19 protein-coding genes are annotated in these 18,968 nt (G+C 71.2%); 15 read left to right on the top strand and 4 right to left on the bottom strand.

The genetic code is table 11. The features are described from left to right. Positions 1 to 297: 297 nt before the first annotated feature. The 5 genes from ACIRD8_RS30900 (at position 298) to hutH (ending at position 6,272) form a co-directional block, all read left to right on the top strand. Complete coding sequence (locus ACIRD8_RS30900; RefSeq protein ID WP_403998780.1) at positions 298 to 1,167, top strand: biotin--[acetyl-CoA-carboxylase] ligase; 870 nt, start codon at positions 298 to 300, stop codon at positions 1,165 to 1,167. A gap of 165 nt (positions 1,168 to 1,332) precedes the next feature. Next, positions 1,333 to 2,523 carry an adenylate/guanylate cyclase domain-containing protein gene (locus ACIRD8_RS30895; RefSeq protein WP_403998777.1) on the top strand — a complete coding sequence of 397 codons (1,191 nt, stop codon included), beginning with the start codon at positions 1,333 to 1,335 and terminating at the stop codon, positions 2,521 to 2,523. Between the two features lie 87 nt (positions 2,524 to 2,610). Then, a complete protein-coding gene (locus ACIRD8_RS30890; RefSeq protein WP_403998774.1) occupies positions 2,611 to 3,423 on the top strand; it encodes an enoyl-CoA hydratase/isomerase family protein in 813 nt (270 codons plus the stop codon). 73 nt (positions 3,424 to 3,496) lie between these two features. After that, the gene (locus ACIRD8_RS30885; RefSeq protein ID WP_403998772.1) at positions 3,497 to 4,663 is read left to right on the top strand and encodes a diguanylate cyclase domain-containing protein; all 1,167 of its coding nucleotides are present in this window, start codon (positions 3,497 to 3,499) and stop codon (positions 4,661 to 4,663) included. Positions 4,664 to 4,721: 58 nt separating this feature from the next. Further along, positions 4,722 to 6,272, top strand: coding sequence for a histidine ammonia-lyase (hutH, locus tag ACIRD8_RS30880; protein WP_403998769.1), 1,551 nt, complete (start codon positions 4,722 to 4,724; stop codon positions 6,270 to 6,272). 63 nt (positions 6,273 to 6,335) lie between these two features. On the opposite strand, the gene ACIRD8_RS30875 is transcribed toward hutH, so the two are convergent. Beyond that, positions 6,336 to 6,656, bottom strand: a complete 321-nt coding sequence (locus ACIRD8_RS30875) for a hypothetical protein (protein WP_403998766.1) — start codon at positions 6,654 to 6,656, stop codon at positions 6,336 to 6,338. A 108-nt stretch (positions 6,657 to 6,764) separates the two neighbouring features. Here ACIRD8_RS30875 and ACIRD8_RS30870 point away from each other — a divergent pair, with 108 nt between their 5' ends. The 8 genes from ACIRD8_RS30870 to ACIRD8_RS30835 all read left to right on the top strand — a co-directional run bounded on the left by ACIRD8_RS30870 (position 6,765) and on the right by ACIRD8_RS30835 (position 13,810). Further along, positions 6,765 to 7,166, top strand: coding sequence for a hypothetical protein (locus ACIRD8_RS30870; RefSeq protein ID WP_403998763.1), 402 nt, complete (start codon positions 6,765 to 6,767; stop codon positions 7,164 to 7,166). Between the two features lie 181 nt (positions 7,167 to 7,347). Further along, positions 7,348 to 8,613, top strand: a complete 1,266-nt coding sequence (locus ACIRD8_RS30865; RefSeq protein WP_403998760.1) for an Ig-like domain-containing protein — start codon at positions 7,348 to 7,350, stop codon at positions 8,611 to 8,613. A 167-nt stretch (positions 8,614 to 8,780) separates the two neighbouring features. Beyond that, entirely contained in the window at positions 8,781 to 10,259 is a 1,479-nt protein-coding gene (locus ACIRD8_RS30860) for an ABC transporter permease (RefSeq protein WP_403998757.1), read from the top strand. Positions 10,260 to 10,304: 45 nt separating this feature from the next. Beyond that, positions 10,305 to 10,988, top strand: coding sequence for an ABC transporter ATP-binding protein (locus ACIRD8_RS30855; protein ID WP_099174794.1), 684 nt, complete (start codon positions 10,305 to 10,307; stop codon positions 10,986 to 10,988). 294 nt (positions 10,989 to 11,282) lie between these two features. Next, the gene (gene gdhA / locus ACIRD8_RS30850; protein WP_403998754.1) at positions 11,283 to 12,662 is read left to right on the top strand and encodes an NADP-specific glutamate dehydrogenase; all 1,380 of its coding nucleotides are present in this window, start codon (positions 11,283 to 11,285) and stop codon (positions 12,660 to 12,662) included. Positions 12,663 to 12,748: 86 nt separating this feature from the next. Continuing rightward, positions 12,749 to 13,009, top strand: coding sequence for a type II toxin-antitoxin system Phd/YefM family antitoxin (locus ACIRD8_RS30845; protein ID WP_403998751.1), 261 nt, complete (start codon positions 12,749 to 12,751; stop codon positions 13,007 to 13,009). Continuing rightward, complete coding sequence (locus ACIRD8_RS30840; protein WP_403998748.1) at positions 13,006 to 13,275, top strand: type II toxin-antitoxin system RelE/ParE family toxin; 270 nt, start codon at positions 13,006 to 13,008, stop codon at positions 13,273 to 13,275. Before ACIRD8_RS30845 ends, ACIRD8_RS30840 begins: the two co-directional genes overlap by 4 nt. 136 nt (positions 13,276 to 13,411) lie before the next feature. Further along, positions 13,412 to 13,810 carry a helix-turn-helix domain-containing protein gene (locus tag ACIRD8_RS30835; protein WP_403998744.1) on the top strand — a complete coding sequence of 133 codons (399 nt, stop codon included), beginning with the start codon at positions 13,412 to 13,414 and terminating at the stop codon, positions 13,808 to 13,810. 24 nt (positions 13,811 to 13,834) lie between these two features. Here the strand turns inward: ACIRD8_RS30835 and ACIRD8_RS30830 are convergent, their stop codons facing one another. Then, a complete protein-coding gene (locus ACIRD8_RS30830; RefSeq protein ID WP_403998741.1) occupies positions 13,835 to 14,974 on the bottom strand; it encodes an FAD-dependent monooxygenase in 1,140 nt (379 codons plus the stop codon). A gap of 404 nt (positions 14,975 to 15,378) precedes the next feature. Between ACIRD8_RS30830 and ACIRD8_RS30825 the strand changes: the two genes are divergently transcribed. Together ACIRD8_RS30825 and ACIRD8_RS30820 are read left to right on the top strand one after the other, a co-directional pair. After that, positions 15,379 to 16,995 carry a DHA2 family efflux MFS transporter permease subunit gene (locus tag ACIRD8_RS30825; protein WP_403998738.1) on the top strand — a complete coding sequence of 539 codons (1,617 nt, stop codon included), beginning with the start codon at positions 15,379 to 15,381 and terminating at the stop codon, positions 16,993 to 16,995. 19 nt (positions 16,996 to 17,014) lie between these two features. Then, complete coding sequence (locus tag ACIRD8_RS30820; RefSeq protein WP_403998735.1) at positions 17,015 to 18,010, top strand: Lrp/AsnC family transcriptional regulator; 996 nt, start codon at positions 17,015 to 17,017, stop codon at positions 18,008 to 18,010. On the opposite strand, the gene msrA is transcribed toward ACIRD8_RS30820, so the two are convergent. After that, complete coding sequence (gene msrA / locus ACIRD8_RS30815) at positions 18,011 to 18,721, bottom strand: peptide-methionine (S)-S-oxide reductase MsrA (protein ID WP_403998732.1); 711 nt, start codon at positions 18,719 to 18,721, stop codon at positions 18,011 to 18,013. Positions 18,722 to 18,788: 67 nt separating this feature from the next. Further along, positions 18,789 to 18,950, bottom strand: coding sequence for a hypothetical protein (locus ACIRD8_RS30810; RefSeq protein ID WP_403998729.1), 162 nt, complete (start codon positions 18,948 to 18,950; stop codon positions 18,789 to 18,791). Between the last annotated feature and the right edge of the window lie 18 nt (positions 18,951 to 18,968).

The raw sequence follows: 18,968 nt of genomic DNA, 5'->3' as shown, positions 1-18,968 counted from the left end.
GCGTGCTGCTTTTCGACGGCACGGGCGGAACCTGCGTGTGTGGCCTCTTCGATACGGCGCTGCAGGTCCGCGATCTTGCCCGCGGTGGTGTGGATGTCGCTCTGCGGCTCGGACATCGGGTGGCGGCTCCCTGCCTGGTCACGGGGACGGCTGGTACATCCGGTACTCCAGTAACGTGCTGGACCGGTATGTGCTCGACGGCGGTCTGCTCGTCGGCGGTATTGGCTACTGACCCGTAGCGTATCGGCGCGGATACGGTTCGGCAGTGCGTCGTTGGCCACACCTAATGTGGGTTGCATGACACCTCCGGATGCGCCGCACAACCGCTGGTCGGACCTCGACAGGCCGCCCCTGAACGCCGCCGCGCTGCGCCGCGGGCTCCTCAGGCCCGACGGCCTGTGGACCTCGCTCGACGTCGTCGAGGCGACCGGCTCCACCAACTCCGACCTCGCGGCACGGGCCGCCGGCGGCGGCCTGGCCGAAGGCGCGGTGCTGGTCGCCGAGGAGCAGACCGCGGGCCGCGGACGGCTCGACCGGAGCTGGACGGCCCCGCCCCGCTCGGGGCTCTTCCTCTCGGTCTACCTGACCCCCGGCGCCGTGCCCGCCGAGCGGTGGGGATGGCTGCCGCTGCTCGCCGGCGTCGCGGCCGCCACCGGCCTCGCCCAGTCGGCGGGCGTGGACATGGCACTGAAATGGCCCAACGACCTCCTGGTGACCATCGGCGGCACGGAACGCAAGACCGGCGGCATCCTCGCGGAGCGCGCCGGGGACGGCGTCGTCATCGGCATCGGCCTCAACGTGTCGCTGCGCGCCGCCGAGCTGCCCGCCCCGCACGCCGGTTCGCTGGCGCTCGCCGGAGCAGTCTCCACCGACCGCGAGACCTTGCTCCGCGCCGTCCTGCGTTCACTCGAACAGTGGTACGGGAAGTGGCGCGACGTGAACGGCGACGCCGCCGACAGCGGGCTCCAGGCCGCCTACGCGGCGGGCTGCGCGACGCTCGACCGGACGGTGCGGGCCGAGCTGCCGGGCGACCGGTCGCTCGTCGGCGAGGCCGTCGCGATCGACGGCGACGGACGGCTCGTGCTGGCCACGGGCGACGGCCTGCAGGAGCCCGTGTCGGCCGGGGACATCGTCCACCTGCGCGGGGAGGAGGGCGGCCTCGTCTGACCCGGCGCCCCCGCGCACACGGGTCGGCCATGCGTGTGCGGGACGCCCGGATCAGGTGAGACCGCGCCACCGGGGACGTGAGCCAGGGCACACCTGCCGTATCGTTGAGGCGATCCAGCGACAGATCGGCAGGGCAGTGCGCAGGGAACGGGCAGGAGGCGGCCGGTGACCGTCGACGACACGAACTCCGACGACGGCGCGGAGCCCTCGTCGGGACCGTCCGTCCACTCGACACCGCATCACGAGGTCGACCACACGGCCGAACCGACGGACGACCCGCTCGCCATCCGGCTGGAGGCCCTGATCCTGGGGGCCGACCGCCGCTACACGCCGTTCCAGGCGGCCAGGACCGCCGGGGTCTCCATGGACCTGGCCTCCCGGTTCTGGCGGGCGATGGGATTCGCCGACATCGGGCAGGCCAAGGCGCTGACCGAGGCCGACGTCCTGGCGCTGCGCCGCCTCGCCGGTCTCGTGGAGGCCGGGCTGCTCAGCGAGCCGATGGCCATCCAGGTGGCCCGGTCGACCGGGCAGACCACCGCCCGGCTCGCGGAGTGGCAGATCGACTCGTTCCTGGCGGGGCTGACCGAGCCCCCCGAGCCCGGCATGACCCGCACCGAGGTCACCTATCCCCTGATCGAGCTGCTCCTGCCCGAGCTGCAGGAATTCCTGGTCTACGTGTGGCGGCGCCAGCTCGCCGCCGCCACGGGCCGGGTCGTGCAGACCGGGGACGACGAGGAGATGTTCGACCGGCGGCTCGCCGTGGGCTTCGCCGACCTGGTCGGCTTCACCCGGCTGACCCGCCGGCTGGAGGAGGAGGAACTCGGCGAGCTGGTCGAGGCCTTCGAGACCACCTCGGCCGACCTGGTCGCCGCGCACGGCGGACGCCTCATCAAGACCCTGGGCGACGAGGTCCTCTTCGCCGCGGACGACGCGGGCACGGCGGGCGAGATCGCGCTCCGCCTGGTCGAGGCGATGGCTCAGGACACCACGATGCCCTCGCTGCGGGTCGGCATCGCGTTCGGCACGGTCACCACGCGCATGGGCGACGTGTTCGGCACGACGGTGAATCTGGCGAGCCGGCTCACGTCGATAGCGCCGAAGGACGCGGTGCTGGTCGACGGCGCGTTCGCCGCGGAGCTGATCAGGAACGGCGACGCCCCCGCCTCCGAGGCCGAGGAGACCGCCGCGGCGGCCGAGCGGGCCCGGCTGGCGGAGAAGGAGGACCACCGCCCGGACGAGGAGCCGCCGCACCCGTCGTACCGCTTCGGGCTGCAGCCGATGTGGCAGCGGCCGGTGCGCGGGCTCGGCGTGGTCGAGCCGTGGCTGCTGGCCCGGCGGGGCAAGGCGTCGACCTGACGGACGGGTCGTCGACCTGACGGGCGGGTGCGGAAAACGCCTCCGCCTAGGATTCCGGTAACGCTCGTTAACCGGAGGGGTGCAGACATGGGTGTCACGTCGGAGCAGAGGTTCGGGGAGTTCGTCGTCGTACGGCGGCACGAGGGCCAGGACCACGTCGCGGAGCTGGTGCTCGACCGGCCCGAGGCGATGAACGCCGTGAGCACCGCGATGGCGCGCTCCATCGCCGAGGCCTGCGCCGCGCTCGCCGCCGATCAGGGGGTGCGGGCCACCGTGCTCACCTCCAGCCATGAGCGGGCCTTCTGCGTGGGCGCGGACCTCAAGGAGCGGAACTCCTTCACCGACGCCGAGCTGGTGCGGCAGCGGCCCACGGCCCGGGCCGCCTACACCGGCGTGCTGGAGCTCCCGATGCCGGTCGTCGCCGCCGTGCACGGCTTCGCCCTCGGCGGCGGTTACGAGCTCGCGCTGGCCTGCGACGTGATCGTGGCCGACCGTACGGCCGTCGTCGGCCTGCCCGAGGTGTCCGTGGGCGTCATCCCGGGCGGCGGCGGCACACAGCTGCTGCCCCGCCGGATCGGTGCGGCGCGCGCCGCCGAGCTGGTCTTCACCGCCCGGCGGGTGGAGGCGGCCGAGGCGCGTGAGCTCGGCCTGGTCGACGAGCTGGTCGAGGCGGGCAGGGACCGGGAGGAGGCGCTGGCGCTCGGCGCCCGGATCGCGGCGAACTCGCCCGTCGGGCTCCGGGCGGCCAAGCGGGCCCTGCGGCTGGGGCAGGGCCTCGACCTGCGGGCCGGTCTGGAGGTGGAGGACGCCGCATGGCGGTCCGTGGCCTTCTCCGGGGACCGGGCCGAGGGGGTCGCCGCGTTCAACGAGAAGCGGAAGCCCAGCTGGCCCGGCGAGTGAGCCCGGGAAGCTTCTGAAGATCATCAGCGCTGCCAACTGATCAAATCACTACAAACCTCCCTAAGCTGGGGCGATGGGCGGTGATGATGCGCGGCTGCGCGCCGTGGTTGCGCTGGCACAGACGATGGCGGCGGCCTACACCCCGCGCGAGTCCTGGCACGCCGCGGCGGTGGGGGCGTGCGAGGCGCTGGGAGGCAGCTTCGCCGCCCTCTCCGTGTGGGAGCGGGACCAGGGCAGGCTGCGCGTGCTGGTGAACGCGGGGGAGCGGGCCGAGGGCGAGGAGGAGTTCCCCGAGAACGAGGCCTACCCCGTGCACCAGTTCCCGGAGATCACCGAGTTCCTGCACGAGCGCTGGGCGGGCGGCGGTGAGCCCGACGCCTGGGTGGAGACCGCCGACGGCGCCCCGGCCGCCGGGGCGCCCGCCCGGGGCGCGCGCCCGTACTGCCATCAGCGGGTCGCCGCGCTGCGCCGGCGCGGGCGGGGCTGCTGCGTGGTGGCACCGATCGTGCTGCACGGACGGGCCTGGGGCGAGCTGTACGTGGCCCGCCCGGCGGGGGCCCCGGTCTTCGACCGGGACGACACGGACTTCGCGACCGTGCTGGCCGCCGTCGTCGCGGCGGGCATCGCGCAGACCGAGCGGCTGGAGGAGGTCCGCAAGCTGGCCTTCACGGACCCGCTGACCGGTCTCGCGAACCGCAGGGCCGTCGATCTCCGTCTCGACGAGGCGGTGGACCGGTACCGCACCGAGGGCACCGTGGTCAGCCTGGTGGTGTGCGATCTGAACGGCCTCAAGACGGTCAACGACACACACGGCCACGCGGTCGGCGACCGTCTGCTGGAACGTTTCGGCTCCGTGCTCTCGCTCTGCGGCGCGATGCTCCCCGGCGCCCTGGCCGCACGCCTGGGCGGGGACGAGTTCTGTCTGCTGGCCGTGGGCCCCCCGGCGGACGACGTGGTCCGGGTCTCCGAGGAGCTCTGCGCGCGGGCCGTCGCCCTGGAGCCCGGCGACGGGGTCGCCTGCGGGGTCGCGTCCACCGGTGACGACATCGGCCCGGTCCAGTCGGCGCGCCGGCTCTTCCGGCTGGCGGACGCCGCCCAGTACCAGGCGAAGGCCGCGCACTCCCGGAGGCCGGTGGTCGCCGGCCGGGACGGCGACGTGATCCGGCTCGCGGACTCCCCGCCCAAGTCCCCCCACGACCGCCGCAGGCTGCGCGGCAACCCGCCCGGCGGCGATCGGTAAGGGGCCAACCCCGCGACCACTGGTGACATGACGGCTTTCAGTACGTACGCTTCTGAATATGGATATGCACACAGTCGTGGTGGGGACGTCCGGAACCACCGCCGAGGACGTCGTCGCCGTGGCCCGCGAGGGCGCCAGGGTCGAGCTCTCCGCCGCCGCCGTCGAGGCGCTCTCCGCCGCACGGGAGATCGTCGACGCCCTCGCCGCCAAGCCCGAGCCGGTCTACGGCGTCTCCACCGGCTTCGGAGCCCTGGCCAGCCGGCACATCAGCCCGGATCTGCGGGCGCAGCTGCAGCGCAACATCGTCCGCTCGCACGCGGCGGGCATGGGCCCCCACGTGGAGCGCGAGGTCGTCCGCGCGCTGATGTTCCTGCGGCTCAAGACGCTGGCCTCCGGCCACACCGGCGTACGCCCGGAGGTCGCGCAGACCATGGCCGACGTGCTCAACGCGGGCATCACCCCCGTCGTCCACGAATACGGCTCGCTCGGCTGCTCCGGCGACCTCGCCCCGCTCTCGCACTGCGCCCTGGCCCTGATGGGCGAGGGCGACGCGGAGGGCCCCGACGGCGTCGTACGCCCCGCCGGTGAGCTCCTCGCGGCGCACGGCATCACCCCCGTCGAACTGCGCGAGAAGGAGGGCCTCGCCCTCCTCAACGGCACCGACGGCATGCTGGGCATGCTCGTGATGGCCCTCGCGGACCTGAAGAACCTCTACACCAGCGCGGACATCACAGCCGCGCTCTCCCTGGAGGCGCTCCTCGGTACGGACCGGGTCCTCGCCCCGGAGCTGCACGCGATCCGCCCGCACCCCGGCCAGGGCGTCTCCGCCGACAACATGCTGCGGGTGCTCGCCGGGTCCGGCCTGACCGGCCACCACCAGGACGACGCCCCCCGGGTCCAGGACGCCTACTCCGTGCGCTGCGCCCCGCAGGTCAACGGCGCGGGCCGCGACACCCTCACGCACGGCGCGCTCGTCGCCGACCGCGAGCTGGCCTCGGCCGTGGACAACCCGGTCGTGCTGCCCGACGGAAGGGTGGAGTCCAACGGCAACTTCCACGGCGCCCCCGTCGCGTACGTCCTCGACTTCCTGGCGATCGTCGCCGCCGACCTCGGGTCGATCACCGAGCGCCGCACGGACCGGCTGCTGGACAAGAACCGCTCGCACGGGCTGCCGCCGTTCCTCGCCGACGACGCCGGGGTCGACTCCGGGCTGATGATCGCCCAGTACACGCAGGCCGCACTGGTCAGCGAGCTGAAGCGGCTCGCGGTCCCGGCGTCCGTCGACTCGATCCCGTCCTCCGCGATGCAGGAGGACCACGTCTCCATGGGCTGGTCGGCGGCGCGAAAGCTCCGTACCGCCGTCACGAACCTCGCCCGGATCGTGGCCGTCGAGCTGTACGCCGCCACCCGCGCCGTCGAGCTGCGGGCCGCCGAGGGGCTGAACCCCGGGCCCGCCTCGCAGGCCGTCATCGGCGCGCTGCGGGCCGCCGGCGTCCAGGGACCGGGCCCCGACCGGTTCCTCTCGCCGGACCTGGAGGCCGCCGACGCCTTCGTACGGGAGGGGAAGCTGGTCGCGGCCGTGGAGACGGTGACCGGCCCGCTGGCCTGAGCACCCGGGCCCGTACGTACGAGGGCTGCCGCACCCCGGGGGATGCGGCAGCCCTCGCGTACTTCAGAAGCCGGTGCCCGGCGCCGAGCCCCGGCGCACCGAGTAGACGACGAACCCCGCACCGACGCACAGGGAGGCCGTGCCGCCGATCAGGTAGGGCGTCGTGTCGATGCCCGTCCCGGTGTCGGCGAGCGTGTCCTGGGAGGTGAACTCCCCCGCGGCGGAGGCCTGACGGACCTCCGTGGAGGAACCGGCGGACGAGCCGGCCGAACCGCTCCGTGCGCCTGCCTCGCCCGTCGCGTTCGCGGAGGGGACGAACCAGAGAGCACAGAGCAGGGTGCCTGCCGCTGTGGTGGTCAGCAGCGTGCGACGAGCGATGGACACAGAATCGATCCCCTTGCGACAACCATCAGTTAGCCCCGTGGGCCGATGCTAAGCAAAGCAGCGGGTCGGTGGAAAGCCACAGCTCCCATGAGCCTTACGCTCCGGCGTATGAGCACTTCGGAGACACCCTCATTTGTTCGGCTTCGCGTGGAGATGGTGCTGGAGATCAGCGATGCGGACGCCCTGACCGGAACCGCGCTGGAGAGCATCGCCGCCGACTTCACCGCCACCGGCGCCTCCGCCGACGAGTCGGCCGAGGAACGTACGCATGCCGAGGAGACCGTCAGGGAAGACGCAGCGGAGGCCCTCGCCTCGCTGATCGACCCGTTCGATCTGGTGAGCCAGGTGCCCGGGGTCGAGCTCACCCAGGCCTCCTGGAGCAGCGAGACGATCGACTACGACCCCGACGCCGAGGACTGGACCGCCGGAGAGGACGGGGACGAGGCGTACTACGGGATCGAGGACAATGAGACGGACGACGAAGAAGGCGGCGGGAACACGGAACGCTGACGCCGCCGGGGCACTCCTCACAGGGGGCGGGAACCGCCGCCGTTCCGGGTGCGTCGATGAGTGGTGTTCCCCACATCCACGGCGGATGTGGAACGGAAGACCCGGTCACGGTGTTCTTGGAACATTGACGGGGAATCGCCGTCGGGCGACCCTGTCCGGGGATCTTGGGGAATCGGCAACGATGGAGAAGCTTGTGATGACGGACAGCAAGCGGCGCAGGGGCCTCATGGCCGCGTCCGCACTGCTCGGCGGCGTGCTGGTGCTTTCGGCCTGTAGCGACGACGGCGGTAACAGCGGCGCGAGCGCCGACAGCTCGAAGACGTCACAGGCGCAGGTGGACGAAGCGGCCGCCAAGGACGCCTCCGAGGCGCAGATAACGATCGCCCCGAAGAACGGTGCGACCAACGCGAGCATCAACAGCTCCGCGATGGTCACCGTCGCCAAGGGCAAGCTGACCCAGGTCACGATGACCACGGCGGAGGGCGACGCGGTCGAGGGCACGCTCGCGGCCGACGGCTCCAGCTGGAAGCCCAGCGGCCAGCTCGAGCGCTCGACGACGTACAAGATCAGCGCCACGGCGTCCGACTCGAAGGACCGCGAGGCGCACGCCAACAGTTCCTTCACCACCGTGTCGCCCGAGAACAGCTTCATCGGGAACTTCACCCCCGAGGACGGCTCCACCGTCGGCGTGGGCATGCCGGTCTCGATCAACTTCAACAAGGCGATCACCAACAAGAAGGCCGTCCAGGACGGCATCAAGGTGACGTCCAGCAGCGGCCAGGAAGTCGTCGGCCACTGGTTCAACAACCAGCGCCTGGACCTGCGCCCCGAGGACTACTGGCAGGGCGGCTCCACCGTCACGCTGAAGCTGGCCCTGGACGGCGTCGAGGGCGCCGACGGCGTCGTCGGTGTGCAGCAGAAGACGGTCACCTTCAAGGTCGGCCGCAACCAGGTCTCGACGGTGGACGCCAAGGCGCACACCATGACGGTCACCCGGGACGGCAAGACCGTGAAGACCATCCCGATCTCCGCCGGATCCTCCGACAACCCGACGTACAACGGCCAGATGGTGATCTCCGAGAAGTTCAAGGAGACCCGTATGGACGGTTCGACGGTCGGCTTCACGGACGACGACGGCAAGGGTGAGTACGACATCAAGGACGTGCCGCACGCCATGCGGCTCTCCACGTCGGGCACCTTCATCCACGGCAACTACTGGGGCGCCAAGTCGATCTTCGGCAGCGCGAACACCAGCCACGGCTGTGTCGGCCTCTCCGACACCAAGGGCGCGGACGACCCCAACACGCCCGCCGCCTGGCTGTACAACAACTCGATGGTCGGCGACGTGGTCGTCGTCACGAACTCCCCGGACAAGACCATCTCCCCGGACAACGGCCTCAACGGCTGGAACATGAGCTGGTCGGAGTGGACGGCGGACGCCGTCTGACCTCCTGACCGAGCCCCTTCCCCCTCCGAAGGCGGCGGCACCCGGACCGTTCCGGGCGCCGCCGCCTTCGGCGTGTGCGGACGGTACGTATGCGCGCTGCCGGTGTTCTCATCCAGCTCTCATCGGAGACTTAACTCCTCATCACGCCCGGTCCATATCTTCACGCCATGTTCTTCACCTACCTCCGGCGCGAGCTGCGCCGCCGCAGAAAGGCGGCGCTCGTCGTCGCCTCGGGGCTCGCCCTCGGCATTGCGCTGGTCATCATCGTCAGCTCGGTCTCCTCGGGCATGAGCAAGGCCCAGGACAAGGTCCTCGAATCGCTGTACGGCCTCGGCACGGACATGACGGTGACCAAGGCCGCCGCCGCCCAGGGTTCCGGCGGCACCGAGCGGCCCAAGTTCAACTTCGACGCCAAGGACGACGACGAAGCGACCCAGAGCACGGACCGCGTCATGGTCCAGGGCTTCCAGACGCTGGCCTCCAGCACCGTCGACAAGGTGGGCGAGCAGAACGGCGTCGCGGACGCGGTCGGCGGGCTGAGCCTGACGGTCATGAAGGTCGACGGCCAGTTCAAGCGCGGCGAGTTCAAGCAGGACGAGAGCGCGTCCCAGGGCGGCCAGGGCGGCGGCCGGGGCGGCGCCGGCGGCGGCCAGCCGCAGGGTGAGGTCCAGGGCGGCGGAGCATCCTTCGACGTCAACTCCTTCACCGTGTACGGCACCGACGTCACCCAGCAGGACCTCGGCCCGCTGACCTCCTCCAAGATCACCAAGGGCCGGACCTTCAAGGCCACCGAGACCGACGCCAAGGTCGCGGTCGTCGACTCCGCCTACGCCAAGGAGAAGGAGCTCGCGGTCGACAAGACCGTCACCATCTCCGGCACCAAGTACACGATCGTGGGCGTCTCCACGGCGGACAGCGGCGACGCGGCCGCCAACGTCTACATCCCGCTGAAGCAGGCGCAGACCGTCGCCGACTCCAAGGACAAGGTCACCACGGTCTACGTCCAGGCCGCCGACTCCCAGCAGATAGACACCGTCAAGGCCGCCATCCAGAAGAACATCGCGGGCACGACGGTCACCACCTCCGCCGACCTCGCCGACACGGTGTCCGGCTCCCTCTCCACCGCCTCCGACCTGGCCTCCAGCGTCGGCAAGTGGCTCTCCATCGCGGTCCTGATCGCCGCGTTCCTCGTCGCCGGTCTGCTGACCTCCTCCGCGGTCAGCCGCCGGGTGCGGGAGTTCGGCACCCTCAAGGCCCTCGGCTGGAAGAGCGGACGCGTCACCCGCCAGGTCATCGGCGAAGCCCTCGTCAACGGCCTGATGGGCGGCGTCCTCGGCATCGCCGTCGGCGTCGCCGGCGCCTACGTCGTGACCGCCATCAGCCCCACCCTCACCGCCCAGCTCGGCTCCACCGGCGGGGGCGGCGGCGGAGGCGGCATGGGCGGCGGCGGCCCGATGGGCGGCGGCGGAGGCGGCCGTCAGACCGCGTCCAAGACCCTGGACATCGCCCTGACCGCGCCGGTCTCCCTCACCACGATCCTCATCGCCGTCGGCCTGGCGGTGGCGGGCGGACTCATCGCGGGTGCCTTCGGCGGCTGGCGGGCGTCCCGGCTGCGGCCGGCCGACGCGCTGCGCCGCGTCGCGTAACACAGCCCGCCCCACCCCTCTCGTACGTACAGCAGGAGTCCACACGTGTACCAGCTCAAGGGCGTCACCAAGCGCTACATGCGCGGCAAGAATCCCGTCGACGCGCTCGCCGGTGTCGATCTGACCATCGAGGACGGTGGACGGCTCGTCATCCAGGGCCCCACCGGCGGCGGCAAGTCCACCCTCCTGCAGATGCTCGGCGGACTGGACCGGCCCACCTCCGGCACCATCGAGCTCGACGGGGTCGACCTGGCCAAGCTCCCCGAGTCCCGGCTCACCAAGGTCCGGGCCGAGTCCATCGGATTCGTCTTCCAGAGCTTCAACCTGATCCCGACGCTCACCGCCCAGGAGAACGTCGAGACCGCGCTCGTACCCCTCGGGCTCGGTGCGAAGATCCGCCGCGAGCGGGCCGCGGAGGCCCTGGAGTCGGTGGGCCTCGGCGACCGGCCCACCCACCTGCCGAGCGAGATGTCCGGCGGCCAGCAGCAGCGCGTCGCGATCGCCCGGGCCCTGGTGAAGCGGCCCAAGGTGCTGCTCGCCGACGAACCGACCGGCAACCTCGACGAGTCCATGCGCGACGAGATCATGGAACTGCTCGACGGGCTGTGGAAGGAGCACGGGCTCACCTTCGTGATGGTCACCCACGACAGCTCCCTCGCCCGCAAGGCGCCTCGGGTGGCGACCATCCGCAAGGGAAAGGTCACCGTCACGGAGAACGCGGCGGCCTGACCCCGGGGCCGCACGGATCTCACGGCCGTCCTCCTCCGGCTGTGAGATCCGCCACCCGCGCCGCCCCACGGCGCGGGTGGCGTACGGCCCGTCCGCCCCGGCGGGAACGGGTGTACGGGGGCAGAAGCGCCCGTACCGGACCGACACCCATGGCCACTATGTGGATGTCGCAGGAGCGCGACGGGGCCGCGCTGCGAGACTTGCGGGGTGCGAACGGTCCCCACGGGCCGCCGGCGCCCCCGGGGACAGGGAGCGCCGACGCGCAAGAGCCCACCCATGGAAGGTCTTGATCAGATGCCGGCCAGCTCCGACTCCCTCACCCCGCGCACCGCCGAGAACCGTGTCATCGAGCCGCTGTACGCGGAGATCCTCCGGCGCAACCAGGGCGAGGGCGAGTTCCACCAGGCGGTGCGCGAGGTCCTCGAAACCCTGGGCCCCGTGCTGGCGCAGCGTCCGGAGTTCGTCGACGCCCGCATCATCGAGCGCATCTGCGAGCCCGAGCGGCAGCTCATCTTCCGGGTGCCGTGGGCGGACGACGCCGGCGACATCCACGTCAACCGCGGCTTCCGCGTCGAGTTCTCCAGCTCGCTCGGCCCGTACAAGGGCGGACTGCGCTTCCACCCCTCCGTCAACCTCGGCATCGTGAAGTTCCTCGGCTTCGAGCAGATCTTCAAGAACGCCCTCACCGGCATGCCGATCGGCGGCGGCAAGGGCGGCGCGGACTTCGACCCCAAGGGCCGGTCCGACGCCGAGGTCATGCGGTTCTGCCAGTCGTTCATGACGGAACTCCACCGCCACCTGGGCGAGTACACCGACGTACCCGCCGGTGACATCGGCGTCGGCGGCCGCGAGATCGGCTACCTCTTCGGCCAGTACAAGCGCATCACCAACCGCTACGAGTCCGGCGTGCTCACCGGCAAGGGCCTCGGCTGGGGCGGCGCCCAGGCCCGCACCGAGGCGACCGGCTACGGCTGCGTCCTGTTCACCGCCGAGATGCTCCGGGTGCGCGGCGAGTCCCTCGAAGGCCAGCGCATCGCGGTGTCCGGCTCCGGCAACGTGGCCATCTACGCCATCGAGAAGGCCCAGCAGCTCGGCGCGACCGTCGTGACCTGCTCCGACTCGGGCGGTTACGTCGTGGACGAGAAGGGCATCGACCTCGCGCTGCTCAAGGAGGTCAAGGAGGACGGCCGCGGCCGGATCTCCGAGTACGCCGAGCGGCGCGGCGACCATGTGCGCTACGTCCCCGGCACCGGCGTCTGGAGCGTCCCGGTGGACGTGGCCCTGCCCTGCGCCACCCAGAACGAACTCCACGAGGACGACGCGCTCACCCTCGTACGCAACGGGGTCAAGGCGGTCGCCGAGGGCGCCAACATGCCCACCACCCCCGACGCCGTCCACGTCTTCCAGGACGCGGGCGTCGCCTTCGCCCCCGGCAAGGCGGCCAACGCGGGCGGGGTGGCCACCAGCGCCCTGGAGATGCAGCAGAACGCCTCCCGCGACTCCTGGTCGTTCGCGCACACCGAGGAGCGGCTGGCGGAGATCATGCGCCATATCCACGACTCCTGCCACACCACCGCCGAGAAGTACGGCAGCCCCGGCAACTACGTGGTGGGCGCGAACATCGCGGGCTTCGAGCTCGTCGCGGACGCCATGCTGGCCCAGGGCCTGATCTGACCGTGCCGCACGGGGCCCGGGGTGTCGCTGCCCCCGGGGCCCCGTGGGAGCGGGCAGGTGTACACAATCGCGCGTACACTTGCCGCATGGCTGACACCGTGACCGTACGTGAGGCTCGCTCCCATCTGGCCGAGGTCATCGACAGGGCCGAGGCCGGTCGGACCACCGTCGTGACCCGTAACGGCAAGCGGGTCGCCGCACTCGTGCCCATAGAGGTACTCGACGCACTGGACGCGGCGGCGGACGAACTGGCAGCCCGCGAAGCCGAGGCGCACCGGCAGGACCCGACGGTCGGCATGGCGGAGCTTCTCGCGGACCTGTTCGAGGGCGGAGACCCGGCCGCGTGAAGTACGCCTTCCGCTTCACCGCCCACGCCCAGCGCCAGCTCCGCGCGATCGACCGGCAGGACGCCCTCCGCATCCTGACCGCCCTCACCCCTCTCGGAGAGGACCCGTGGAGGGAGGACGCGGACGTGAAGAAGCTGTCGGGACACGACGGTCTGTACCGCGTGCGCGCGGGAGAATTCCGTGTGGTGTACGAGGTCCAGGGGGACGTCCTGGTCATTCTGGTCGTCCACCTCGGGCACAGGAGCGATGTCTACCGCAGGCTGTGACCGTGGTGTGCCGGGGACGCGGTCACGTCTCCGCTGACGGCTGCCGTCGCAACCGCCGTTCTGCCGACAGCAGATCCGCCCCGCGCGGACGGCTTTCCTCTCCCGCTCCGGGCGTCCTCGTCCCTACGCTCGGACGATGAGCAGCTACGCGCCGAACCAAGCCCGCGTCATCCCCCTGCGCCCCGTCCACGCCGTACCGGCCCTCGCCGCTGCCGCCAAGGAGCCGCTCTGGCGGGACGTCGTCGGCGATGTCCTGCGCCGCGAGCGCACCGCCCAGGAGCGGACGCTCAAGGACGTGGCCGAGGACGCCCGGATCTCCGTGCCGTACCTCTCCGAGATCGAGCGCGGCCGCAAGGAGGCCTCGTCGGAGGTGCTCGCCGCCGCGGCCCGCTCGCTCGGGCTCGGGCTGGCCGACGTGCTCTCCCTGGCCCAGGGCGAGATCGCCAGGCAGCAGCTCGCCAGGCAGCAGCTCGGCCGGCACAGCAGGATCGCGCCCGCCCGGGCTCCGATGGGCGAGGTGCGGCTGGCGGCCTGAGAGCGGGCCCCAGGACACCCGCCCTCAGATCGGCTGGACCATCGACTGCAGGACGTGCTGGGTCAGGTCGGCGTGGTCGAAGTCCGGGTGGAGGGCGGGATCCATCTCGTACTCGCCGATCGCGCGCGACGACTCGACGATGAGCTTGCACCGCTCGTAGCGCCGCTCGGTGTACGCCGAGAACGCCTCCTCGTGGCCGGCGAAGGAGGACAGGCTCTCCGCGAGCACGATGCCGTCCTCGATCGCCTGCGCCGCTCCCTGGCCGAGATGCGGGGTCACCGCGTGGACGGCGTCACCGATCAGGACGATCCGACCCCTGTGCCACGGCGCTGACGCGATCAGCCACTCCTCGGGCCGGAACACGATGTCGGAGGAGTCCTTGATGTACGTGTCCCTGACCCGCCCGGCCAGCCCGCCGAACGGGGCCATGCGCTCACGCAGTTCGTCGGCCATCTTGTCCTGGTCCAGCCAACGTCCCTCCTCCCACGTGATGTTGTAGAAGAGATACGCCAGTTCGGGGCCGATCGGCACGAACCCCGCCAGGCCCTCCGGGCCGTGCTGAAGGATGATCCGGTCGATCTCCGGCTCCCGGGGGATGTTGAGCCGGAAGGCCGACTGCCCCAGGTAGACCGGCTTGATGTCCTCGTCCAGGACGTAGGGGCGGACCTTGGAGTACACGCCGTCGGCCCCGACGACGAAGTCGACCGTGTTGCGGGTCCCGTCGGTGTACTCCACGTCGACGCCCCCGGGCCCGTCCGTGAGCTCGGTGAACGTCTTCCTGTACTGGATGGTGACACCGGTCTCCAGCGCCTTGTCGATCAGCACCTTGTGCAGCTGCGGCCGAGTCAGTCCGTTCATCGGCGGCAGATCCGACCCGGGGATCCGGGCCCCCGGCATGTCCAGGATCAGGTTGCCGTCCACGTCGAGCATCTGACCCCAGGCGGTGGCCGAGTAGCCGACGGCCAGACACGCCTCGGCACAGCCGATCGCGTCCAGCGCCCTCAGCGCGTTCATCGGCTGGATGATCCCCACGCCGTACACCGACGAGTGGAGGTCCTCCTGTATCTCGACCACGTCGACGTCGTAGTCCGCGTTCCGCAGCGCGATGGCGGTGGACAGCCCACCGATCCCGCCGCCGACGATCAGTACAGTGCCTCGGCTCATTTTTCGACCACCTGGGTTCGTCCGTTTCGCCGCCCCGGTGCTGGAGCGCACCGGACCGCATGTGGTGGCGAACGTAATGCCAGGAATCCCGGGCGGGAAGTAGTCGGAAACGCACTGTTAACTTTCGTCCGCATCCCCTTGTCAATTCATGAAAATGCTCTCCTGTGTGCCGACGCCGGATTTCTTCCATGCCATAGATCGCATCTGACCTGCGGTTTTGATGAGTGCCTGCGTCGAGCGAGGGCTGTGGCGTGAAGGGAAGGGAGGATCCTCCGGCAGATGATGTCGAATTCCCTCGGTGCGGCCGGTCCCGGCTGTGGTGCGGAAGTCGAACCGATTCACAGTGGAGTCGGACAGTCCATCAAATGCAGTGCGGTGCGCTGCACAGCACAGGAGCATTTCTTTTGAACGTTTCGAGTAAGACGACGGACGCGCGCGGAAGAGGGGCCACGATCGCCCTCGCGTGCGCGGGTGTCTTCGTCGCCTACCTGCCCGTGACCACCGTCGCGGTGAGCCTGCCGGCGATCGGGGAGGCACTGGGCGCGACGACCGCACAACTGTCGTGGGTCTCCGACGCCTTCGTCCTGCCCGTGGCGGCGCTGATCCTCACCGCGGGCATGTTCGGCGACGTGCACGGACGTAAGAGGGTCTACCAGGTGGGCATGGCGCTCTGCGCCGTCGGAGCCCTGGTCTCCCTGTGCTCCCGCTCCATCGAGATGCTGTGGGCCGGCCAGGCGCTGGCCGGCGCCGGAGCCGCCGCCCTGCTGCCCGTGACCCTGGCGCTGATCAGCCAGGCCGTGCCCGACCACCGTGAGCGCGGCAAGTACATCGGCCTGTGGACCACCTTCATGATGGCGGCCATGGTCGTGGGGCCGCTGGTGGCCGGTGTGGTCATCGAGCACACCAGCTGGCGCTGGATCTTCCTGCTGGCCGTGCCCGCGTCGCTGGCGACCATGGCGGTCGCGTCGAAGCTGCTGACCGAGTCCCGGGCGCCCCGCGCGCGTTCGCTCGACTGGCCGGGGCAGATCACCGCCGCGATCGCGATCACCGCACTCGTCTACGGCGTGATCGAGGGCGGCGCCGAGTCGTTCTCGCACCCGTCGGCCGTCATCGCCCTCGTGGTCGCCGTCGTGTGCGGCGCAGCCTTTGTCGTGATCGAGCGGCGCAGCAGCGCCCCCATGCTCGACCTGACCCTTTTCCGCAGCCCCGCGTTCACGGTCTCCACCCTGGTCGCCATGGTCAGCTTCCTCGGGCTGATCGGCTTCTTCTTCGTCCTGAGCCTCTACCTCGGCATGGTGCAGCAGCTGGACACACTCCAGGCCGGGCTGCGCATGGTCCTCGTCAACGTCGTCTCCATGATCCTCGGCGTGGTGATGGGCCGGGTGATGCGCCAGGTGTCGGCCCGGGTGCTGATCACCGTGGGGCTGCTCATCACGGCCGCCGCCCTGCTCTCCATGACGACGCTGGACGTGGACACGTCCTTCGCCTCACTCGCGTGGCGGCTCGCGCTGCTCGGCCTGGGCCTCGGCATCGCGTTCCCCTGCATCACGAGCACGGCCGTGTCCGCGGTGCCCCCGCAGCAGGCGGGCATGGCCGCCGCCGGCAACAACGCCTTCCGGCAGGTCGGCGGGGCGCTGGGACCGGCCCTGCTCGGAGCCCTGCTGACGTCGAAGGCGATGGACACGCTGCCCGGCCACCTCGCTGACGCGGGCGTGACCGGCACCGGTGCCAGGACCGCCGCCGAGACGGCCGACACGAACGGGCTCGGCGCCGTGGCGGGGCTCGACCTCGGCGCGGACACCGGCCGCGTACTCGGCGCGGTCTCCGAGGCCTTCCTCGACGGACTGCGGCTGTGCCTGACCGTCTCCTCGGTCCTGCTGGTGATCGCCGCCGTCCTCACCGTCGTCCTGCTGCGACGCCCGCGCGCGTCGCAGGCACCCACGGCCCCGGCGACGGCCCCCGAGGACACCCGGCCCCTGACCGCCGCGCATACGATGGCCGACCAGCCGCACCGCCCCTAGGCACACGCAGGAGAACCTTGTGGCGCCCCCCACGCTCGACGCACTCGACCTGAAGCTGTTGCAGGCACTGGAGCTCGACGGGCGGGCGCCCTTCAGCCGGATCGCCCAGGTGCTCGGAGTCTCCGACCAGACGGTCGCCCGCCGTGTCCGGAGGCTCCGCACCACCGCACGGCTGCGGGTGACCGGCATGGTCGACGACAGCCGGCTCGGACGGTCCAGCTGGATCGTCCGGCTCGGCTGCACCCGTGGTACGGCGGCGCGGCTGGCCGCCACCCTCGCGGGCCGGCCCGACACGCACTACGTCGACCTGGTGGCCGGAGGCACGGAGGTGGTCTGCGCGATCAGCCCCCGCAGCCGGCAGGAGCGCGACGAACTGCTCCTGGAACGCCTCCAGAGGACCCCGGGCGTCACCTCGGTGGAGGCCCACTGCATCCTTCGCGCGTACTACGGCAACGCCCTCAGATGGCTCCGCAAGATCAGCGCACTCGGCCCGGACGAGGAGACCGCGCTCCGCGCCCCCGCGCCCGAGCCCACCACCGAACCCGTGACCCTGGACGCCGAGGACCAGACCATGCTGGAGGTGCTGCGGCGCGACGGGCGCGCCACGCTCACCGAACTCCAGGACGCCACCGGCCTGTCCGAGACCGTTGCCAGGAGACGCCTGGAGCGGCTGCGCGCATCGGGCGTGCTGTACCTCGCCATCGAATACGACCATGAGCCCCTGGGCCACGGCGTCGAGGCGCTCTGCTGGCTGACCGTCGCACCGCACGCCCTGGCCGAGTCCGGACAGGCGGTCGCGGCCCACCCGCAGGTGCGCTTCGCGGCCGCCGTCACCGGGCGGTCCAACCTCGTCATCTCGGTGCTCTGCCGCACCACGGACGACCTCTACACGTTTCTCGGCGAGAAGATCGGCACGCTCGCCGGGGTTCAGGCGGCGGAGACCGTGGTCACGCTCCGCCGGGTCAAGACCCTCACCAACGAGAGCCGGCCGTCCCACACCGCCGGCTCCGCCTGATCACTCCGAGGCGCTGGGGGCCGGTGCGATGCCTGTCGGGCAGGCACGGCCCCAGTTGGTCTCCGAAGGGGACTCCAGCGTGGCGCCCGTGCCGCCGATGCCGCAGTAGCCGTCGGGGTTCTTGTCGAGGTACTGCTGGTGGTACGCCTCGGCAGGCCAGAAGGTGCGCCCCTCGGCCGGGAGGATCTCGGTGGTGATCTCCTTGAAGCCCGCGCCGGTCAGCACCTGCTGGTACGCCTCGCGGGACGCCGCCGCGGCCTCCGCCTGCTCGGGGGAGTGGGTGTAGAGAGCCGAGCGGTACTGCGTACCCACGTCGTTGCCCTGGCGGAAGCCCTGGGTCGGGTTGTGGGACTCCCAGAAGAGCTTCAGCAGGTCCGCGTAGCTGACGACCTTCGGGTCGAAGACGACACGGACCGCCTCCGTGTGGCCGGTCAGACCCGAGCAGGTCTCCTCGTACGAGGGATTCTCGGTGTAGCCGCCCTGGTAGCCGACGAGCGTCGTCCAGACGCCCTCCGTCTGCCAGAACTTGCGCTCGGCACCCCAGAAACAGCCCAGCGCGAAGTCGGCGACCTCCAGGCCCTGCGGGTACGGGCCGGTCAGCGGGTTGCCGAGGACGGTGTGGCGGGACGGCACGGTGAACTCGGGGGTGGGACGACCGCGCAGGGCCTCCTCCGGGGTGGGGAGCTGCGGGGTGCGGTGGGTCAGGAACATGCGGGGGCTCCTCCGGGGTCGGGGTTCGGTCCGTACAACGCCGTGGGGGCGCCGTGGATTCCGGGTCTCAGGCCGCGGGGGCCGGGGGATCGCGGCGCTGCTCGTCACCCTCACCGCTCCGGTCGGTGGGGTGCTCGTAGGAAGCCATGTACGCGGCGGTCTTCCTGCGGGCCCGCAGCCAGAACCAGACGGCGAGGGCTATCAGGATCAGCGGGATCAGTCGTGCCATGGGTGTGCCGGTCCAATC

Origin of the sequence: Streptomyces sp. NPDC102451 (genome assembly GCF_044765485.1) — a bacterium.
In the GTDB taxonomy this organism is placed as follows: domain Bacteria; phylum Actinomycetota; class Actinomycetes; order Streptomycetales; family Streptomycetaceae; genus Streptomyces.
Note: the sequence above shows the minus strand (reverse complement) of the source record. Positions and strands in the feature narration are given on the sequence as shown.